Source organism: Pseudoalteromonas luteoviolacea NCIMB 1944 (assembly GCF_001625565.1).
GTDB classification, from domain to species: domain Bacteria; phylum Pseudomonadota; class Gammaproteobacteria; order Enterobacterales; family Alteromonadaceae; genus Pseudoalteromonas; species Pseudoalteromonas luteoviolacea_F.
The window spans coordinates 256,300-276,448 of sequence record NZ_AUXS01000042.1 but is presented as its reverse complement, the minus strand read 5'-3'; the positions used below and the strand labels follow the sequence as shown (position 1 = coordinate 276,448).

At 42.7% G+C, this 20,149-nt stretch carries 16 protein-coding genes; 5 read left to right on the top strand and 11 right to left on the bottom strand.

The window, feature by feature from the left end:
- Positions 1–109: 109 nt before the first annotated feature.
- Entirely contained in the window at positions 110–541 is a 432-nt protein-coding gene (ndk, locus tag N483_RS16570) for a nucleoside-diphosphate kinase (RefSeq protein WP_023399882.1), read from the bottom strand.
- Positions 542–757: 216 nt separating this feature from the next.
- Between ndk and yegQ the strand changes: the two genes are divergently transcribed.
- The 4 genes from yegQ (at position 758) to N483_RS16550 (ending at position 4,672) form a co-directional block, all read left to right on the top strand.
- On the top strand, positions 758–2,116 hold the full coding sequence (gene yegQ, locus N483_RS16565; RefSeq protein WP_023399881.1) for a tRNA 5-hydroxyuridine modification protein YegQ: 1,359 nt from the start codon (positions 758–760) through the stop codon (positions 2,114–2,116).
- Between the two features lie 3 nt (positions 2,117–2,119).
- A complete protein-coding gene (locus tag N483_RS16560; RefSeq protein ID WP_036976504.1) occupies positions 2,120–2,377 on the top strand; it encodes a YfhL family 4Fe-4S dicluster ferredoxin in 258 nt (85 codons plus the stop codon).
- Positions 2,378–2,575: 198 nt separating this feature from the next.
- Complete coding sequence (locus N483_RS16555) at positions 2,576–3,727, top strand: M23 family metallopeptidase (protein ID WP_023399879.1); 1,152 nt, start codon at positions 2,576–2,578, stop codon at positions 3,725–3,727.
- A 228-nt stretch (positions 3,728–3,955) separates the two neighbouring features.
- Positions 3,956–4,672, top strand: a complete 717-nt coding sequence (locus tag N483_RS16550; protein ID WP_023399878.1) for a helix-turn-helix transcriptional regulator — start codon at positions 3,956–3,958, stop codon at positions 4,670–4,672.
- Here N483_RS16550 and N483_RS16545 read toward each other — a convergent pair.
- The 4 genes from N483_RS16545 to N483_RS16530 are packed head-to-tail and all read right to left on the bottom strand — an operon-like array spanning position 4,638 to position 7,851.
- Entirely contained in the window at positions 4,638–5,471 is an 834-nt protein-coding gene (locus tag N483_RS16545) for a CsgG/HfaB family protein (RefSeq protein WP_023399877.1), read from the bottom strand. The two genes, N483_RS16550 and N483_RS16545, sit on opposite strands and share 35 nt — an antisense overlap.
- A complete protein-coding gene (locus N483_RS16540; RefSeq protein ID WP_036976433.1) occupies positions 5,471–5,893 on the bottom strand; it encodes a curli assembly protein CsgF in 423 nt (140 codons plus the stop codon). Before N483_RS16540 ends, N483_RS16545 begins: the two co-directional genes overlap by 1 nt.
- Complete coding sequence (locus tag N483_RS16535; protein ID WP_023399875.1) at positions 5,887–6,285, bottom strand: curli assembly protein CsgE; 399 nt, start codon at positions 6,283–6,285, stop codon at positions 5,887–5,889. The genes N483_RS16540 and N483_RS16535 overlap by 7 nt, the downstream gene beginning before the upstream one ends.
- A 33-nt stretch (positions 6,286–6,318) precedes the next feature.
- Complete coding sequence (locus N483_RS16530; RefSeq protein ID WP_023399874.1) at positions 6,319–7,851, bottom strand: hypothetical protein; 1,533 nt, start codon at positions 7,849–7,851, stop codon at positions 6,319–6,321.
- 716 nt (positions 7,852–8,567) lie between these two features.
- On the opposite strand from N483_RS16530, the gene N483_RS16525 reads away from it, so the two are divergent.
- Positions 8,568–11,069, top strand: coding sequence for a S8 family serine peptidase (locus tag N483_RS16525; protein WP_023399873.1), 2,502 nt, complete (start codon positions 8,568–8,570; stop codon positions 11,067–11,069).
- Positions 11,070–11,117: 48 nt separating this feature from the next.
- On the opposite strand, the gene N483_RS16520 is transcribed toward N483_RS16525, so the two are convergent.
- From N483_RS16520 to N483_RS16495, 6 genes are all read right to left on the bottom strand, one after another.
- Positions 11,118–11,732, bottom strand: coding sequence for a flavin reductase family protein (locus tag N483_RS16520; RefSeq protein ID WP_036976498.1), 615 nt, complete (start codon positions 11,730–11,732; stop codon positions 11,118–11,120).
- Between the two features lie 104 nt (positions 11,733–11,836).
- Positions 11,837–12,976, bottom strand: coding sequence for an RNA polymerase sigma factor (locus N483_RS16515; protein WP_023399871.1), 1,140 nt, complete (start codon positions 12,974–12,976; stop codon positions 11,837–11,839).
- A gap of 188 nt (positions 12,977–13,164) precedes the next feature.
- On the bottom strand, positions 13,165–15,585 hold the full coding sequence (locus N483_RS16510; protein ID WP_023399870.1) for an ATP-binding protein: 2,421 nt from the start codon (positions 15,583–15,585) through the stop codon (positions 13,165–13,167).
- A 312-nt stretch (positions 15,586–15,897) separates the two neighbouring features.
- Positions 15,898–16,452, bottom strand: coding sequence for a hypothetical protein (locus N483_RS16505; RefSeq protein ID WP_023399869.1), 555 nt, complete (start codon positions 16,450–16,452; stop codon positions 15,898–15,900).
- 223 nt (positions 16,453–16,675) lie between these two features.
- Positions 16,676–19,027 (bottom strand): response regulator, encoded by a 2,352-nt coding sequence (locus tag N483_RS16500; protein ID WP_023399868.1) that lies wholly within the window; start codon positions 19,025–19,027, stop codon positions 16,676–16,678.
- Positions 19,024–20,052 carry a cytochrome-c peroxidase gene (locus N483_RS16495; RefSeq protein ID WP_023399867.1) on the bottom strand — a complete coding sequence of 343 codons (1,029 nt, stop codon included), beginning with the start codon at positions 20,050–20,052 and terminating at the stop codon, positions 19,024–19,026. The genes N483_RS16500 and N483_RS16495 overlap by 4 nt, the downstream gene beginning before the upstream one ends.
- Positions 20,053–20,149: the final 97 nt, after the last annotated feature.

Sequence of the window (20,149 nt, the reverse complement as noted above, 5' to 3'; positions counted from 1 at the left end):
TGATGTAATCGCTTTCAAAAACACCCCAATTGCTTTTCAAAACGATCAACGTTTATTAAAGGGATTAAAAAAGGGCCCGAGAGCCCTTTTTCATCTGCTCAACTCGAAATTAACGAGTACGTGGGCAGATTTCTTCGTCGCTGAAGAAGTAAGCGATTTCGCGAGCTGCAGACTCAGTTGCATCTGAACCGTGTACTGCGTTCTCGTCGATGCTATCAGCGTAGTCAGCACGTAAAGTACCAGCTAGTGCTTCAGCAGGGTTAGTAGCACCCATGATTTCACGGTTTTTACGAACAGCGTCTTCACCTTCAAGAACCTGAACCATTACTGGACCAGAAGTCATGAACTCAACTAGTGCACCAAAGAAAGGACGCTCTTTGTGCTCTGCGTAGAAACCTTCAGCTTTCTCTTGAGAAAGGTGAACCATTTTAGAAGCAACGATCTTAAGACCAGCAGACTCAAAACGGTTGTAGATTGCACCGATGTGGTTTTTAGCTACCGCATCAGGCTTAACGATTGAAAAAGTACGCTCTAAAGCCATCTTTTTAGCTCCAATAATAATTGTTGATATTTACGGGCGCGAATTATACGCGCTTTATGCGTAAAAGCCCACACCCTTGTTGAAATACCGTGTTTATAGCCCTGAGATAAACCTGATCTACGTCAAAATCTACCGTGCAAAACTCACTTATACTGCGCCGCTTTTTAATATCCCCAGCAGCTGGTTTGTACCCAGTTCAATGTATGAGGTTTAGATATGTTTGTACCAGAGCTACTTTCACCCGCAGGCAGTTTAAAGAATATGCGTTACGCTTTTGCGTATGGCGCCGATGCCGTGTATGCGGGACAACCCAGATATAGTTTGCGTGTTCGCAATAATGAATTTGACTTGGCAAACCTAGAGATAGGTATAAATGAAGCCCGCCAGCAAAACAAAAAACTTTATGTGGTTTCCAATATCGCTCCTCACAATAGCAAGGTTAAAACATACTTAAGGGATATAGAACCTGTTATCGCAATGAAACCAGATGCACTGATCATGTCCGATCCTGGCTTGATCATGCTGGTGAGAGATAAGTGGCCTGACATGCCCATTCATTTATCTGTACAAGCCAATGCAGTCAATTATGCCTCCGTGAATTTTTGGGCAAGTCAAGGGATTGAGCGTGTTATTTTGTCACGGGAGTTATCACTGGAAGAAATCGCTGAGATCCGCTCGCTTTGCCCAAATACTGAGCTTGAAGTGTTTGTCCATGGCGCACTATGCATGGCATATTCTGGACGCTGCTTACTTTCTGGATACATCAATAAACGCGACCCTAATCAGGGCACCTGCACAAATGCTTGCCGTTGGAGTTATGACGTTAAACCAGGTCAAGAATCCGAACTTGGCGATGTTGTCCACAAAGTAAACCCTCAAGATGTGATCCCGACGCTCGGCGAGGGACAGCCAACTGAGCAAGTCTTTATGTTAGAAGAGCAAGGCAGGCCCGGTGAATTTATGCCAGCTTTCGAAGACGAACACGGCACCTACATTATGAACTCAAAAGACTTGCGTGCCGTGCAGTACGTTGATCAGTTGACGAAAATGGGCGTCCACAGCCTAAAAATAGAAGGTCGAACAAAGTCTTTTTATTATGTTGCACGCACGGCTCAAGTTTATCGCAAAGCCATTGATGATGCGGTGGCTGGAAAACCTTTTGATCCTAATTTGATGCGGACTTTAGAAAACCTCGCACACCGAGGTTATACGGAAGGCTTTTTAAAACGCCATGCCCATCAAGACTATCAAAATTATGAATACGGCCACTCGGTGTCAGACAAACAACAATTTGTTGGCGAAGTGCTCGGACGCAATCAAAATGGATTGGTCGAAATAGATGTAAAAAATAAATTTTGCACAGGCCACAGCTTGGAGCTGATGACACCGCAGGGGAATATTGCCTTTAATCTTGAACACATGGAGAATAAAAAAGGCGAAACCATCAATGACGCCAAAGGCTCTGGGCATATCGTGCAAATCCCGCTGCCAGAAAACATTAATTTAGACCATGCAATTTTGATGCGAAATCTGGGCACTCAGGAAGATACCAGAAACCCATTTAAAAAGGCTTAAATGATGGCGTTACTCATCACAAATAAATGCATCAATTGTGATATGTGCGACCCTGAATGTCCAAATCAGGCCATTTATATGGGCAATAAAATATATGAAATTGATCCCCATAAGTGCACTGAATGTGTTGGTCACTATGACCAACCTACCTGTGTCAGTGTCTGCCCTATCGATTGCATAAAGCCAGACCCTAATCACCGAGAAAGCCTCGACACACTAGCTGAAAAGTACTTACGCTTGACAGGGCAACTAGACACTTAAATTACGAGGCGAGCACCTTCAATCTAGAAGGTGTTTGTCTTTACATCGCAATTATTGCAGCCTCATTGATTATTCGTTCAATTTGTACTCATTTTTTTACAGCCCACCTGATTTAGTGTCAAAGCTCTTATTTTACAATTTTATTACTTCTCGATATACAAGTTAAAGCAGTACAAAAAACAATCAAGAGGATACAACATGAAACGACACATAATCACCTTGGGCACGACCTTTGGGGTACTCTTACTCACAGCTTCAGAAACTAAGGCACAAGGTCAGCACCTAGATATTCCCGATTTTCAATTTGAAAAGTCTCAGATCCAACAATTGGCCATCAACCCTCTGATCCAAGTGGATGAGTCACAATTTATCTTTACTGATGAACTACTCAATGAAGATTGGCAATCTCTGTTATACAGCACCGCACCACACCTCATCGACCATCAAGAGGCCCTATTGCATTGGGCTGGGTACACCAGTATCAACCCTAAACTACTTCTCGCGCTGATGGAGCAAGCCAGTCAGGTACTTAGCCAACCAAATAAGGCCGCTATAACAAAACCTTTCGCTAATTGGTCCGATAAAACCGGGTTTGAAGCGCAACTTGAAGACGTAGCACTGAAACTGAGTCAACGTTTTTACGCATTTGAAATGTATGCAACTAAGCATAAATCTGTAACCAGCAACTCTGCGACAGCGGCACTATCAAGCCTATTGGGAGACGCAAATGCTCTGGCTCCCTTAGCACAGCTTTACAGCACCGCCTTTGCAACACATTTATTATCACCTCAACAAGTTCGGTTTGAAGCTAAATCTGTTGCGCCTAAAGTAAACTTTTCAATGAACTTACCTTGGCCTTCAGGTTATGCTTGGTACAGTGGCGGTGCCCATTCCAATACCGGCTCTGGTTACCCGTACTCTTCTCTTGATTTTAATAATGGTTCTGGTGGCTGGGGATCAAACACTCCTTGGGTACAGGCGGCCCATGGCGGAAAAGTGACACGTTATTCAGCATGTAATATCAGAGTCACCCACTCAAGCGGATACTCGACTCAGTATTACCATATGGACAACTTACAATATAGTACTGGAGACTATATTTCAGCGGGTGATTGGTTAGGTAGATATGCAAACAATCGCAATATGGCTCTTTGCCAAGGGGGACAATCGAGCGGACCACATGTCCACTTTTCACTCCTATACAATGGTCGTTTTATCTCCTTACACAACGCCTATATCAGTGGCTACCGTATCGATGTAGGTAATTATAACTATGACGGTAATTGTTACCGTTTTTACTTCGAGAAAAACGGTTATAAAACATGTGCTTGGTCAAGACTCTATCACTAGGATAAACAAACTTTAAGTTGTCTTGTTAGGCCGCATTCTCAAACGGCCTAACATTTATTGTAAACCGCCCAATTGAATTGACATGCCTTCCAATTCCTTCAGAGCATTTAATCATACTTTATAACTAAATAATGATACAGCCACAGCAAATTGAAAATTAAAGCTAAACTTATTGTGAAAAATATGTATATTTAAAGTAATAGGAACAATAAAAGGTCGTCTAAAAACATGAAAGCGATTCAAACTAGCAACAAGGAAGTTAGTCTATTTGTTTTAACCCACAACAAAACGGATACTCAAGACTTTGAATTTATCCGTTTCGTGAAAATACTGGAAGCAACCAGTAATCAAATTAAAATAGATACTCGCCTGCCTGACACACCGCTACGGGCACAACATCATTTATACTTGGTAGATATTAGCCACCGAGAATGCCAAGATTTACTTAGTGCAGAAGTCAGTGCCTTGGCGGCACAACAAAATGTATTGTTATTTAACGCTCAGCCGAGCTTAGTTAATGAGCAAACTGCGCTTCTTGCACGAATTAAAGGCGTTATTTACCAAAACACGTCAGCAGAAAATATTTTCAAAGGGATCCAACGCGTGCTTAATGGCGAATTGTGGTTTTGCCGCACCTCTATCTCTCAGGCCTTTAACGAACTGATCCAACAAATACCCAATATCCCTCGTCCACAATCTCTGGATATTCAAGACTCTGAACTCGAGTTGCTGACTGCTCGGGAAAAATCAGTCATTAAATTATTGGCCAGCGGTGCGAAAAATGACGATATAGCAGATTCGCTCAATATCAGTAGCCACACCGTCAAAACCCATATTTACAGCGCCTTTAAAAAAACCAACTCTCGCAATCGTATAGAGTTGGCAAACTGGGCACAAAAACATATTCCTCTTAACTCTGCTCCGGTCTCAATACAGCGTCATTAACTACCCTTGGTAAGGCAGCAATAGCTTGCTCTTTTGCTGCCCAAACTCCCCTATCTATTCCCTGCTCCACCAGCATAGTTAACGCCTTTTCAATAGCTTGTGTCACACAAATATGCATAGGCTCATTTTCACTAAAACCCGCTTCAGCTTCAGCCAGTCGCTTGTAACTCACATAGCGGAAAAAACCAGCGCGCACCTCCATTGAGAGCACCTTTTTCGTTGTCGCAACCGACAATAATACCTGACCGGTCCGCACATCCACAGCTCGTAAATAAATTGAGATCACGTCTTCACGGTATAACTCCGAAGCACCAATACCAAAATACTCCATGCCTAAGCCGCCCGTTTTTACATTTGAGTCATAGCTAATGATCCCGCCTTCAAAAATGATTTTTGCCATCGTTAAAGGGGGTAGCTGCGCTGATTTTTTTTGCTCATCTGTCATTGCTGCACGAGTAATTTTTCGCTCCGTTAGTAAATTCTGCAACCCTTCACGCTCTACCGGAATAAACCACTCTGTTTCATGTAATGCTTGCATCAGAATAGAGTTGGCCCCTTGAGTTACTGCCGTTGAGAATGAACTGACATTATCCTTTGGTTTGTATTGACCAGTTTGATCTCGAAATGAATACACTGCGACAGGGATCCTACCTCGCGGCTCGGGGAGTGCTTTAAGCGACTGAAACTCATGGCTTTGCTCTAATGCTTCAGGCAAGCTTTGATCCGGCGGTAACACAGCCCCAATACTGCTACACCCAGCGAGGAACACTAAACAACATACTGCAACTACTTTATACATTAGCCAAACCTCGGCACTTCAATGATAGTGGTATCTCCATTATCGATATGTTTGATCTGCACCGTTATTGAATCAGGTGTACTCGTGATTACTTGTATTTCATAGTCGCCACTTGTAAATGTTGAGTCTTCATTAAAAATGCTGTCTTCTACATCGTCGCCAAATGCCATGTCAGAAATCTCTCGCACCATACGGTTGAGGTATGTCCGCTCTAACGATTCTTGAAATCGCTCTCCGTAAGACTTTTCGATAATTGGCGCACGATGTTTATTTTGTGCATTGGCTTTATTGAGTAGCATATTTGCATTTAGTGGATTACCACCAAATGAAGGGTTAATGGGTTTGTAAACAATCTCCGTTGCTGATGCACTCAGAGTGAAAAAAGATAAATAGACCAATATTGTTGTTTTCATTACTACCATCCACTTTCCGCTAAATCAGGAGAACCTTGTTGATAGCGATCACTGGCCATGGCATCCATAACCGCAAATAGCGCAGCTTCAACTCGCTCATCCATAGGGCCCCCGCGACGTCCCATTGCCGTACTGTAAACTAAACGACGATTCATGCGCACATCTAATCGAGTACCAGCACGAGGTAATACAGTTTCTTTTATCGTGATATTTACACCAGAAGTATTAGGCAGTTCTCGCCAAAGTTGTGAGAAGTCATAATAAAATTGATAACCAAAGCGACTAATACTTTGGTCCATAACCAAGCCGCCTAATTCAACTTCTTCAGTCTGTTTGGATGTTTGTGCAATTGAGGTGCTACACAGGCCAAACAGTATCAACATGCATAATAAGTGTTTCATAATAGTCAGGGGGCAAAGCCCCCTCTTGTATTATTACTGTTGTGTCACTGTCGCGACGTTATTGTCACCAATTTGTGTAATACGCAAAGTTTGCGCATTACCAGTAACACCACCTTCAACCAAGTTACCATTACCTGTTTGGCTGATAGACACAATATTGTCATTGCCAGCTACCACAAAGCCGCCAGATTCAATACCCGCAACAAAGTTATTGCTGCCATCTTGCGCTAAGTCAATTGAGTTATTGCCACCTTCAAGCAATAAATCGATCACGTTGAGCTCACCAGCTTGTGCAATATCAATTTGGTTGTTTGAGCTTGCTACCGCGTATCCCATGGTAATTGCAGTGCTATTACCAATGTCATTTTGTACAACAGTTACATCATTGTTGTTAGCTTCAATACTTGGATCAGGCTCTGAGGATTGTAGTAAAAACTCATTTTGACTACCGTTTTGAACAAGGTCTACGTCGTTGTCATCACCATTAAAGAGCGCAATGTGGGCATCATTTTGCTCACCAATTTGCATGGTTGTGATCTCGTTATTGTCGCCCGCTAGACCGACATAAAGCGTGTTCAGACCCGCATCTTGATTAAGCGCTTGCTGTGCACTCGTAACAGTGTTGTTATCACCTTGAATATCTACACCGACAGAGGAGTCATCGCCTCGTTGAGTCACAGTGACATCATTGTCACTTCCTTGGAACAGGCCACTTTCAAACTTAATTTTGTTGCCTTCTTGATCTACCTGTAAGTCATTGTCGCTACCTACAATGCCAGCAACATTGATGGTGTTGTCATTACCTTCACTTTGTTCAAATTCAATGTCATTGTCATTGCCAGTTACTTGACCAATTTCTATGCGGTGATCCTCGCCTATTTGCGACACTTCAATATCATTATCATCACCAACGAGTGTTTCAATTTCTACCTTATTGAATACGCCATTTTGATCAATTGTAAAGGCGTTTTGGTCACCCGTTACATTATTCAAATGCACTTCATGCCAACTGCCTGATTGAGTACTTGTGACAGTATTCTGGTTGCCTTGCATGTTTTTGTTATACATCCAATGACCGCCAGTGCTTTGCGACACGCGTACATCGTTTTCATCACCATTGATGACATTGATAACTTCATTGTTGATACCAAAGTAACCTTCACCTGTTTGTGCCACCGCAAGTTGGTTGCTGTTACCTGTCAACGTTGTTTCAACGCCGTGAGAGTCACCGTCTTGGGTATAGCTTTGAATATTGCTATCACCCGTTGTTGTTACAAGTATTGCGTGGCTTGTGCCCGTTTGGTTCGTCGTGGTTTCATTGAAGTTACCAGTTGTAGTTACGTTCGCCTGGTTACTTGTCCCCTCTTGGAAACTCACCTGTGAATTACCGCCCAATGATGAGTTTTGTGTGAGCGTTAACGAATTTCCTGATGTCAGGCCTCTTTCTATTTGACTCAAGTTAGAAATAGATTGTGTTTTGCCTGTCTCTTGTACCGTTTGAGCTGCAACTGATTGAGTAAATGCAACGGCCAACGCGCAGCTAATTAATGATTTAGAAAACTTCACACTTTTCTCCTTAGTGTTTTAGAGTTTTAATTTTGGTTTTAGTACCTGATATGCTTCACATTTATTGAAATTAACTGCGCGAAAATTCGTCGTTGCCGGGACAAAAAAACTCAAACTAAAATAAAGTGCATTCGCTATACAAAGTACTGCTAATTAAAGTTGATCTATTCCAGTTCATAACAACTTGAGAATAAATCATGATGCGTCCTGTTCTTATTTAGAAGTTCTTTAATTATTGGTTTGTCACTTTTTGATCTAATTCAGTATTTATTCTGTTGAAACTGAGTAGACTGGAAAGCAAGTCACGTATTCACTCTAATTTGCTATTTGATGAAGATAAATGAGAAATTTTATTGAATAAATTACTCTAATATAATCATAAACTTATATTAAATTATCAATTTTATGTAAGTAACTCCCTCTCCCAATACCAAAAAAGTATGAGCGAAAAAAGGACAAAAAAACTGTGCCCTAAGTGACTGCAAATACCAAAAAAGCATGAGTCATAGCTAAAAAGCATACATAAAAGCCACAAAAAAACATGAAATTTAACTATTGAACTAATTTCAATTTGATGTCCACTAATTCTCTATATTAGGTTTTAAGACGTTGCCCAAAATGATGTCGTCATCAGTTCTTAGAAGAAGTCACAAAAAAGTAGTCGTGCTCACATGCACAACTTCTAACCACTTAGAACAACTAATATTGGAAGAATGATGAAAACTAAACTTACAGCTTTAACTCTGGCACTCACGCCATTGCTTGCCTTTAATTCACACGCAGCAGTGCAAATTCAATCTACAACACAAACTATTGATGACAGTGTACTCGTAGTATTTAAAGACAATGCCAGTGTTGCCATGCGTGCTCAAGCTCGACAACTCGTCAAAGCTCGTATTTCCGATAGCAATGCCGATGAAAAAGATGACAACTATAAGAATGTTTTGAACGGCCGATTAGCCAAGTTTGACTTAGATGGCATGACGCCCAAGCAAGCTATCAAACTACTAGAAAAACACCCTGCTGTTTCATATGTTGAACCAAACTATATCGTCACGGCTCTGGCTATTCCTGACGACAGCCGCTTTGATGAACTTTGGGGTTTACACAATACCGGACAAACTGGCGGCACTAATGATGCTGATATTAATGCCCCAGAAGCATGGGACATCAGTATCGGTTCTCGCGACGTCATTGTCGGTGTTATCGATACCGGTGTAGATTACAACCACCCAGATCTGGCAGCAAACATGTGGCTCAACCCTGGTGAAATTGCTGGCGATGGTGTTGACAACGATGGTAATGGCTATGTCGATGATGTATATGGTATCAACGCAATCACCGATAGCGGTGACCCGATGGATGACCAAGGCCATGGTACTCACGTGTCTGGTACCATTGGTGCTACCGGAAACAATGCACTAGGTGTTGTCGGTGTTAACCACGAAGTTTCCATCGTCGGTTGTAAGTTCTTAAACTCTTCAGGTAGTGGTTCTACTGGCGATGCGATTAAGTGTATTGACTATATGGTAGGGCTAAAAAATGCAGGTCATAATGTCAGTGTTCTGAACAACAGCTGGGGCGGTGGTGGCTTCAACCAAGCGCTTTACGATTCAATCTCAGCGAGCGAACAAGCTGGCATTTTATTCGTCGCAGCGGCAGGTAACAGTGCAAGAGACAATGATGTTTCACCCGGTTACCCGTCAAGCTATGATCACGATAGTGTCCTTGCCGTCGCATCAACAACCCACACAGACAGCATGTCTTCGTTCTCACAGTGGGGACTTACGTCTGTCGATTTAGGTGCACCTGGTAGCAATGTGTTATCAACAGTACCCGGTGGTGGCTATTCGTCTTTTTCTGGTACTTCAATGGCAACACCTCATGTAGCTGGTGCGGCTGCATTGGCACTGGCAGTGAACCCAAGCCTGACAACCCTTGAACTAAAAAATCTCCTAATGGATTCAGGCAAGCCAATCGCCGCATTAGATGGTAAAACAGTGTCAGGTAAACGACTTGACGCACACCAAGCACTGATAGACGCAGATCCGGAGCCTGGCTTTAGAGTGATAGCTACACCAGTAGCACAAGAAGTAACAGCTGGGGAAAATGCTGATTACCAGTTGACGTTTAGTTCAATTGCAAACTGGGATGGTGACATCGCATTGACAGCAAGCGGCGACTTAAATGGTGTCACACTGTCAAAGACAACAGTAAAGCCTGGTGATACCGCAGTGCTTAGTGTACCAACCACAGCGGAAACTGCATGGGGCGATTATAGCTTCACAGTTGGTGCGACTTCTGGTCAGCTCAGTCAACAAAAACAGGTGTCTCTAACTGTACTACCTCAAGGGTTGCGTGATTTCACCTATGACAATACGACCAGTGTAGACATACCTGATAACAATCAAGCTGGTGTAGAGTCAAAGATCAACATCGTGGACCCAATCACTATTTTTGGCTCTAGCGTGGCATTAAACATCAGCCATACATACATTAGTGACCTATTGGTAACGCTCACATCACCAGCGGGCACTGTTGCAACTTTGCACAATCGTACCGGTGGCGGCGCTGATGACATCGTCGGTAACTTTGCTTCAGATGCGTTTAATGGAGAAGTGGCAACAGGTGAGTGGACATTAAAAGTCGTGGACAATGCGACTTTAGACACAGGTACTTTGAATAACTGGTCTGTGACTCTTACAGGTATTGGTGAGATCGCTGATCAACCACCTGTCTCTGGTTTCAATTTTGTTCGTGAAGGACTAAACGTCACCTTTACTGACACCAGTACAGATGTCAACGATGACATTGTCAGTCGAGCATGGGACTTTGGCGATGGAAACGTCAGTGATCAACAAAACCCTATCCATACTTTCGCTGCCTCTGGTACATATGACGTTGCCTTGACTGTAACTGACAGTAAAGGAAATACCCATACAAGCACACAATCTGTGATAGTAAGCTCAGATAATCCACAGCTTGAAATCGTCCGAGCGAACAAAACACGTTTGGGCTCAATCCGGGTTGAACTAAAGTGGAGTGGCTCAACTGCCGAGCAAGTTTCAATTTACCGTGATGGACAATTGATCCGTACAGTCAATAACACAGGTAAATTCCGTGACTTCTCTCGCAATGCAGCTGCAACAAGTTATACCTATCAGTTGTGTCAAGATGGTGACATTTGTTCACCGGAAGTGACTGTTAACTTTCAATAACATAAGCGAGTGGAACGCTAGGTAACCTAGCGCTCGTTATCTGCACGGCTATTGTGGCCGTGCAGACTTAAATACCTCACCTAAACTAGCAAATTCAGCACCACCCAACCTCGCCAACGGGTCTAATTTCAATGCATCAACTTTGCTGCGCGCTTTTTCATCCAGTTGAACAATTTCATCATCAATATAAGCCTGTGTTACTTCTACAAACACTAACTTCATGGGCAGCTCCCCCATTTCAACCACTTTATGTAGTTTGCACGCGAACGCTACTTTTGCTTTTTCTAGTCTGGGCAGAGGTGAGTCGGGAAAATCAACCAATGCCAAATCAAGTAGATCTAACTCTGACTCATCATTTGGCAGTGATGCCGCCGATTGAGTAACCTCATGAGCCAAGGCGCTGTCGGCAATGTGAATAATTAACTCTTCTGTCGCTTCAACATTTACCACAGAGTCTTTGTACTCTCCTGTTGGTTTTTGTCCCACTGCATACATTAAAATGGCCGGATCAGAGCTGATCGCAGTGAAGTAAGAAAAAGGCGCTAAATTTAATACCCCTTGCGTGTTTTTCGATAGTACCCAAGCAATGGGTCTAGGGACCACTGTTTGAGTCAGAGTGTGGTAAACACGATTTGGTGATAGTTCCTTGAAATTTAATATCATCCCAATTGCCTCAAAGAAATAAAGCAGCATATGTTAGCCTGCTATTTTTGTACATAGAAAATAACAGGCTATGGCGGTCTTCATCGCAGGCACAAGCGTTCGAACTAAAGTAATTGCGCTAATCGCCCCGTTTGCACAAATCCACCTATTAACCCAGCTGAGCCACCTATTACGCCTAAACACCAACCAAGCATGCCATATTTTTGTTGTTTTTCGAGACGCTGATAAGCGCTTTTATCAAGCTCAGCTTGCTGTAATAAACGACGCTTATTGGCGACGGCCATCAATAACGTGAAGCGCGTCACGCCAATCAACAAAAATACAAAACTCAACGATGGCAACAGCCAGCCTGAACTAAATTCGTAACACACCATCATGATAGCGACACTTGCGATGATCCACAGGTTGGTGATTTTTCTCGCGCGATGTAATTGTGCGACGACCGCTATATCATCAAAATGCTTGAGGGCACGTTTTGCACTTAGGTCGTTGGCCAGTAATGCCAATATTCCCCCAGTGACGGCACCTCCTAATAGACTAATAAACTGCCAAAACCACGATGTCTGATAGCCTGACATCATTGTACTTACCGTCATTGCAGCTGCCGGTGGGGCTGTCACTGCAAGAGACATCACCATGGATGACAACCCTACCGGTGCCGTTGCCAAAATCACTTTGCCATATTTTGCCAAAATTTGACTCTTGAGTTGCCGACGTCCCCGCTCAAGGCGCTTTCTTACAACCGCTTCATTAAGCCCAAGTAATACGCTGACAGCATGCGTGCTTTGCTCTTCTCGATAGTACAGTAAAACCACTTCCCGGCTTTCATCGGGCAACGAATCTACAAAGTGGTAGAGGACATGGTTTTGTTGTTGCTGAACAAGTAATGAGTCCAGTGGCATACTGCCATCAAAGAGCTGATTTAATTGTACCTCTGCACAAGCTGAACTCACTTGGTGTTTCTCTACTGCCCCCAAATCTCTTAGATGGTTTATCGCCGTATAGCGTGTAAGCTGCCTGATCCAAGGCAGTATACTGGCATTATTCTTGAGCTCCCCTAGCTTTTGCCAAACCTTAATAAATACTTTTTGGCTGACGTCCTCACTGTGATTCACATCTTTAGTGATCGCCAATGCAATGCTACTGACCACGTTCGAGAGCTGATCAATCAGTGTGGAAAACGCTTTTTGATCCCCTGACTTTGCAGCCTCAACTAATTTTTCCAGTTGTGTATCTACGTTCATTCCCTTACCTCCTTGCTAGCCACAGTGAAACCGCATAGTGATTTACCGACTTTAACATATGTTTTCCTTTTTAATGGTTGCTATAGATAAAGTCCCGGTGGATAAACAAACTGTGACATTTTTTATTAATTCATGAATGGAGGGTTGAAGTGGCATAACACTGTGCAGCCCGTCACAGCGCTTATATGCTATTGGTCAATGGGGCACAATATAGTAAAGCATGTGCCAGAGTGCCCGCTTTGCGACTGTAATTCAATTTTGCCATTGAATTCATTTTTGATGATATTGTATAAACGGCCAAGCCCTAAGCCACCACTGCCCTTGCCCAATGCATGTGCTGCAAAAGGAACAAAAATGTTCTTCGCCATTGTTTGCTCTATCCCACAGCCATTATCACAATAAATAAGTTGGACCATGTGCCCCGCATCTATGATATTTGCACTTATTTCAATATGCCCTGTTTGCGCTGCGGTAAAGCCATGCTTAATCGAGTTGTCTATCAACTTACTCAGTACCTCATCCATCGCTTCTGCAGAGCCATGTAAAGATATATTTGGATCGATATTCAACGTATAGGTCACCTTGTTGTCTGCAAAGCGCACTGCAAATTTTTCTAGTACTTGTGTGCCAAGTTGAGATAATGAAAAGACATTGCGCTGCGTATCTGTTTCATGCCGATAACCTAGACCTTGAAACTTCTCACTCAACGCCACCAACTTGTCTACGCTCGCACTATTTGACTGTAAGCTCATTTGAATCACATCAAGTGTTTCAAGCAAGCTGGTCTTTTTCAGCTGGTCATGATTAATAGCATACAACAAAGCCTCTATTTTTGATTTCATAACCGACTCTGCAATTGCAATATTGCCAATCGGCGTATTGATCTCATGAGCCATGCCCACCACCATATTGGTCATAGACGCCATTTTTTCCGCTTCAACCAGCTCACTCTGGGTTTGTTGCAGTGCTAATAAAGAGGCCTGCAATTTAGTTGTTTGCTCGGTCAGTTCTTGATTGGCAACTTGCAATTCTGCTGTTTTTAATGCCACCTTTTCATCTAAAGTCATGTTTGAGATTTTTAACTTTTGCTCAGCTTCTTTGAGCTCAGTAATATCGGTGATCACGCCCTCAATGCTCTGCTGATTATCACTATAACCACCACGCTCAATCATCCATCGTACACCTCCGGCGCGATGGATGACTCTGTAAATTACCTTAAATTTTCCTGTGGTCTCTAGCTCATCTTGGATCACCTGCCACACCATACCTTGATCATCTGGATAAATAATATCGGCAAATGCCAGCGCTTTATTGTCGATAAAGTCTTCAGCGAGGTAACCTGTGACAGCTTCTATCGCACCGTTTAAGTACAACATTGTCCAATATTTGTCATTTTTGCAGCGATAAACGATTGAGGGGATTTTATCTACCAGCGCCTGATAACGTTGCTTTTCCTGTGCAAGGGTTTGCGAAATATCTTTAAGATGTCTGACATATGCTTTGTTGCGACGATGGAAAAACGCAAACAACACAGTCAAAATGATGACCTCAACTGCAATACTAATAAACGCCATTGTTTGCAGCGCGGTAAAAGCTTGTTCAATTTTATCTGTGGCGGGTTCAAGTGGCATTGAGGTGAGTAAAACCCACCCTTGAGAATCAATAACCGACATAGTGAACAGTCGCGATTTATAGGCTAGATACGAATCACTGTGCGCCCAAAGTTTTTGATACGCCTCATACCACACGCCGCGCTCAAATGTTTTAAAGTCTTCCGCGTCCCCGGCTTGCATCAAGCTTTCAATATCAGATGCAACAATTTCACTTTTTTCGTTTAACAAAATAAAAGCACTATATTGCTCCCCTTTTAGCAACTTTGCGTTATCCAGCAAGCTCTGTAAGGTAATGTCATGCCCAACAGTGCCATACCATTTATCTTCGATATAAACTGGCGTTACAGCAGACAACATCAATAGCTTAGGAATTGGGTCCTCCACCAAAGGGGTCCAGTAGGTACCCGGTGGGGCGTTTGGCACTAACCACGGTGTGCCCTTATAGCTAAACCCAGCTTGCGCTTTGAAAACGAAATCAGGCACTTCGGGCCAATAAATAACAATGCCACCGGTTTGATTCATAAACCAAGTATCAGAAAATTGATTCGACAAAGCCCCCTGACCAAAGGTCTCAACAATTTGTTTTGCCGTTAATAACCTTTGAGACTGTTTTGCTGACAGCTCGCTACCCGGTGGTAAATAAATACCAGCTTGGTGAAAACCATCAAACCCACTTTTGCGCGTCCGCTGTGAGCCATCAGGGTACGGTTGGATAAGTTCCGATAACTGCTTACCTAAAGTTGGATAACCTTGTTCTAAGCGTAATTGCAAAGCCCTTGCTAAGCGCCCCGATGATTCAGATGCATACTGTAACCTTTGCTCAATTTGCTCAGCGATAAACCCCGCTTGCCAGGCCCGTTGCTCTTTGATCTCATTAAGTTCTTTGTTGATCAATTTTGACTGTTCTGACATGCTGAAATAAAGCAATACTGACAATACCAGTATTGCCGAAATAGCCGGGACAAACCACGGGGTTGTACGATACTTTACGCCCATATGCGCTCTTGTGGTGCCCAACCCAATAACTCGGCACGCTTTAATTGACTAGAATTCATATTTCATCTAACCACTTATGCATTTACTTAATCATTGTCAAAAACGCTAATTTTTCAAATTAATCCTGCAACTCCGTCTTAGCATTGCTATGAGTAGAGGAAATTGATGACATCTAAAAATTGTATAGTGCAGTGATCAAACGCATTATGCGCGACGATACGGATTGGGGTAATGGTAAGTTTTATAAACGCTGGCGTGTGAACGTTAGCACACCCGGGAGTGTGCTTGTAGACAGTCGTCTTTACTCTGACGTTATTGCAAGTTTAATTGGTGAATTGTCATGGATGCTCGACCACCAGCTTTGTCTGTTAAGTCAGGAACAAAATATAACGCAGAAACCGAAGATTTGATGATCCCTCTATCCTTAGACCACACAGGTGTCCAGTCAGGTCGAGTAAATTGCTGTAAGGTTACTCGCTGAGTTTGAGGTGTGAGTGCGCGCGGTAACACCACTTGATAGTGCGCATAACTTTTGTCTCCCTGACCGCCATATTCTTGCTGCGATAATTTAATCACAAGCGGTTGATCACTTTGATAGGTCAATTCGATACTATCTAAGCCATTCAAGTTTCCACTGGGAATATCATAAATTAATTCTACCCAAGAGTTATTTTGCTTATCTACCCTCGGCACACGATCAAAGCCTATTTTAACGCGGTTATTTTGTACCAGAGGTTCGTCGAGTAACACTTGGCTACCGTGCGGGTCGGTTGCATATCGCCAGTCACCCTGATCAAATTTTACTGGGGACTGCGTACTTGTGCACCCTACCAATAGCAACCCACTTAAAAAAGAAACTACACGCATTAAGCTCTCCTTATTCATTTTCTGCGGTGATGATAATTCAACCGCCTCGTTTTAACAGGCAATTGCGTTTAGTTAATAAATCGAATCGATTAATGACAAAAAGTAGCAGCCCCCAACTATAGAGGGGTATTAGAATCTGGCTACCTAGCTCATTCACAAAGCCTAATATAAGACAAAATCGGCGAGTCTCGATTCGGACAGATTATTGGAGGGCTGGTTAATTTTACAAATTAAGCTCTGTCATATGTTGCTTGAAAACCGCCTCGAGCTCATCCATTTTAAAAGGTTTGCCTAGATGCCCGTTCATGCCAACTTCTAGGTATTTGTCTACTTCACTTTGCATAACATTCGCTGTAAGTGCCACTATTTTCAATTGCTCAGGAGAGAACTCTTCCCGGATCAACTTTGTGGCTTCAACGCCGTCCATCACCGGCATTTGAATATCCATAAATACAATATCAAACTTGCCATCCGCCTGATTGATTTTATCTACTGCAATCTTGCCATTTTCAGCCACTTGCACATCTATTCCAGGGATCCTATCAAGCAACTTCAAGGCAACAATTCGATTGATATCATTGTCTTCAACCAACAATACGCGTAAATCAATTCCTCCTAAGATATTTTCGCTTTGCTGCGCTGGGGTGTTATTATCTGCTGGTATATTAATAGTCCCATCTTGCGCTACTGTAGTTGATAACTGGGGCGGTTTCTTTGAGCTTAAAGCGTCTATTAAATCTCGTTTCAATAACGGCTTGTATAAAATAGGGAAGCCGGATTCGGTGTCGATACTCTCTTGCGTGTGAGCGGTATATATGACTACGCGTTGTGGTAAATTTCCTTGAGCTTGCAGTGTTTTGAGGAGTTCATTCGCTTGACAGTCTGGTAATACCCAGTCAACCAATAGGATATCAAACGTTTGATTAGCGAGTATGGTTTGTGCATCGCGGCCATTGGTCACACCCGATACTTGTAATCCGATAGAGCGAGATATATTTTGACTGATCTCCAAATAAATGGGGTCATCTTCCACGATCAGCATTGAACCAGAGATTGATTTGGGTTTGACCACCTCTTTTTCAGTGACTAACGCCAGAGGCAGTCGTACAGTAAACTTTGACCCTTTGCCCAACTCACTTTCAACCTGTATTTCACCACTCATCAATTCAGTAAGCAATTTACAAATTGTCAGTCCTAATCCAGTTCCGCCATACTTTCGCGTTGTCGATGACTCTGCTTGAGTAAAACGCTCAAATAACTGATCGACACTCTCTTGGGCAATTCCGATCCCAGTATCAGCGATGGAAATTACCACCCATACTTTGTCATCTTCATACTCCTCTTGTTTCACACTCAAAGTAATCGAGCCATGTTCTGTAAACTTGACTGCGTTTGAGGCAAAATTCAGCATAATTTGATTAATTCTGACTGGATCACCAATATACTGTTTGCTTATATTCGGGGCCAAGTCAAAAATCAGCTTAACGTCCTTAGTATTGGCTAGAGGTGTGATCAAAGAACGCAAATTATCAAGCAGATCTTCAAACTGAAATGGAATATGTTCTATATGTAATTTCTTCGATTCGATCTTTGAGAAGTCTAGAATATCATTGATAATGGTGGTCAAGGCATTGGCTGAAAACCTTACTTTTTCTAAGTAGTTACGCTGAACGCTAGTTAATTCCGTAGAGAGTAAAATATCCGTTAACCCCAAGATTCCATTCATCGGTGTTCTTATTTCATGGGACATATTTGAAACAAATAGAGATTTAGTTTCAGCCGCTTGGTTAGCCAGTATATTGGCTTTTTTCAGGTCCACTAACAACCTAGATAGCGCGATAATAATCAGTAAGAATATCGCGCAGATCAGCATAAAAACAGCACGCACCATCAGCCATTTTGCCGCTTCAATTGACTCTGAGACATCGTGAACAGTGTGCAAAATCGTTTTCACCACCTCACTTTCTTGGATGGGCACTAGTAGATTCGACGCCTTCAATGCATTGTCCAAAACAAATTCGATATGCAAGCGCAATACTCTCAATCTGGGCGCTTGTGATTCAAGCTGCTTGAGCTCAGGTACCAACAAAGCCAATTGGTTATTAACCGTCTCAATAACGGGAATTGAATTGGTAACATGTAAATTGGAGACAAGTGCAATACTGCGACTGATCAACACTTGCGCTTGTTGATTAAATTCTGTCTTAGACAACTCTAATTTGGCAATATAGCGATAAGATGTTTTGAGCATAGACGCCAACTGCATATAGGTATCAATGGTGTTTTTGAACTCATCTAAAGATTGATTCATCTCAGGGTTTAAACGTGCATTCAATTCCAACTCATTGATCAAACGTTCAAACTCCAACTGCTTTTGGGCATGCCTATCAAAGTGGTATACATTTCGGTCCATCGCAGATAAAGTCTCTAGTGACAACTCTGTCGCCATTCCCTGAAGTTGTCTTTTGAGCAGTAGTTCTTGTTGCAGGTTTTTTGATAGGAAATAAGCATCTATGGCTTGAGAGCCAAAAAACCAAATTAACAGTAAAAGGCACCCTTCGATTAAATATTTCACTCCGCTAATGACCTCGGCAATTCTCCAGTAAAGGCCTGTAATAAGGCTTCAATATCTGCCACATCTTCGTCACTGAGATCCAAACCCAATTGCCCTTTTGCCATGATCCGGATGGCATCAGATAAATTATCCACAGAGCCATTGTGAAAATAGGGTGCAGTCAGTGCGACATTGCGCAGACTAGGAACTTTAAATACAAACTTGTCCTGTGGGTTTTGAGTCAGCGCAAAACGGCCAACATCATCTAACAAGTGACTGGGAACTCTGTCCAAGCGGCCAACTTTTTGATACAAATTGCCGCCTATATTTCGCCCTTGATGACAAGTCACACAACCATAGCTAACAAATTTCTCGTAACCGCGTTGCTGCTGAGTGGACAAGGCACTGGTATTGCCAAGCAAAAAAGCATCAATAGGGCTATTTTGTGAAATGAGTGAGGCTTCAAATGCCACAATGGCTTTGATGATATTTTCGGTCGTTACCCCCTCTTTTGAGACCGCGTTGAAACTTTTGACAAAACCCGGCTGTGCTTTGAGCTTTTTTATTATGTCTTGCCAATTGCTGCCCATCTCTATCGGGTTGTGAATAGGTTCAGGGGTTTGCGCTTCTAAGTTGGGACTACGACCATCCCAAAATTGGCGGAAATTCAAAACCGAATTGAATACTGTTGGAGAGTTTCGCTCGCCCAATTGCTGCTTTATACCAACAGAAACAGAAAATCCGTCATCTCCGCCGTTATATAGATCATGACAAGATGCACAAGACACTGTGTTATCGGCTGATAATAGCGGGCTTTTAAACAGCGCCTTGCCCAATCTTGCCCAAGCAATATCGTATTGCTCAACCACAGGGAGCGGCTGGATCGGCGCCTCAACTTTGCGCTCTAAATAAGTGACGCCAGTTGACTGTATTTCGACTTCTTTTTGCCACTGGTGTTGCTGCTGGGATGCTTTTAACTGCATGGCAAGTACCAGCACTATGGCAAGTAAACACACAGTTACAAGAACCACATACCTACTACTCATAAATGCATCCTTGATAAACACCCTATTCAGTTAGACCATTGATCAAAGTATAGACAGTCGCCACCATTTTAACTGGAATTTTTATGTAAAGCGCGAA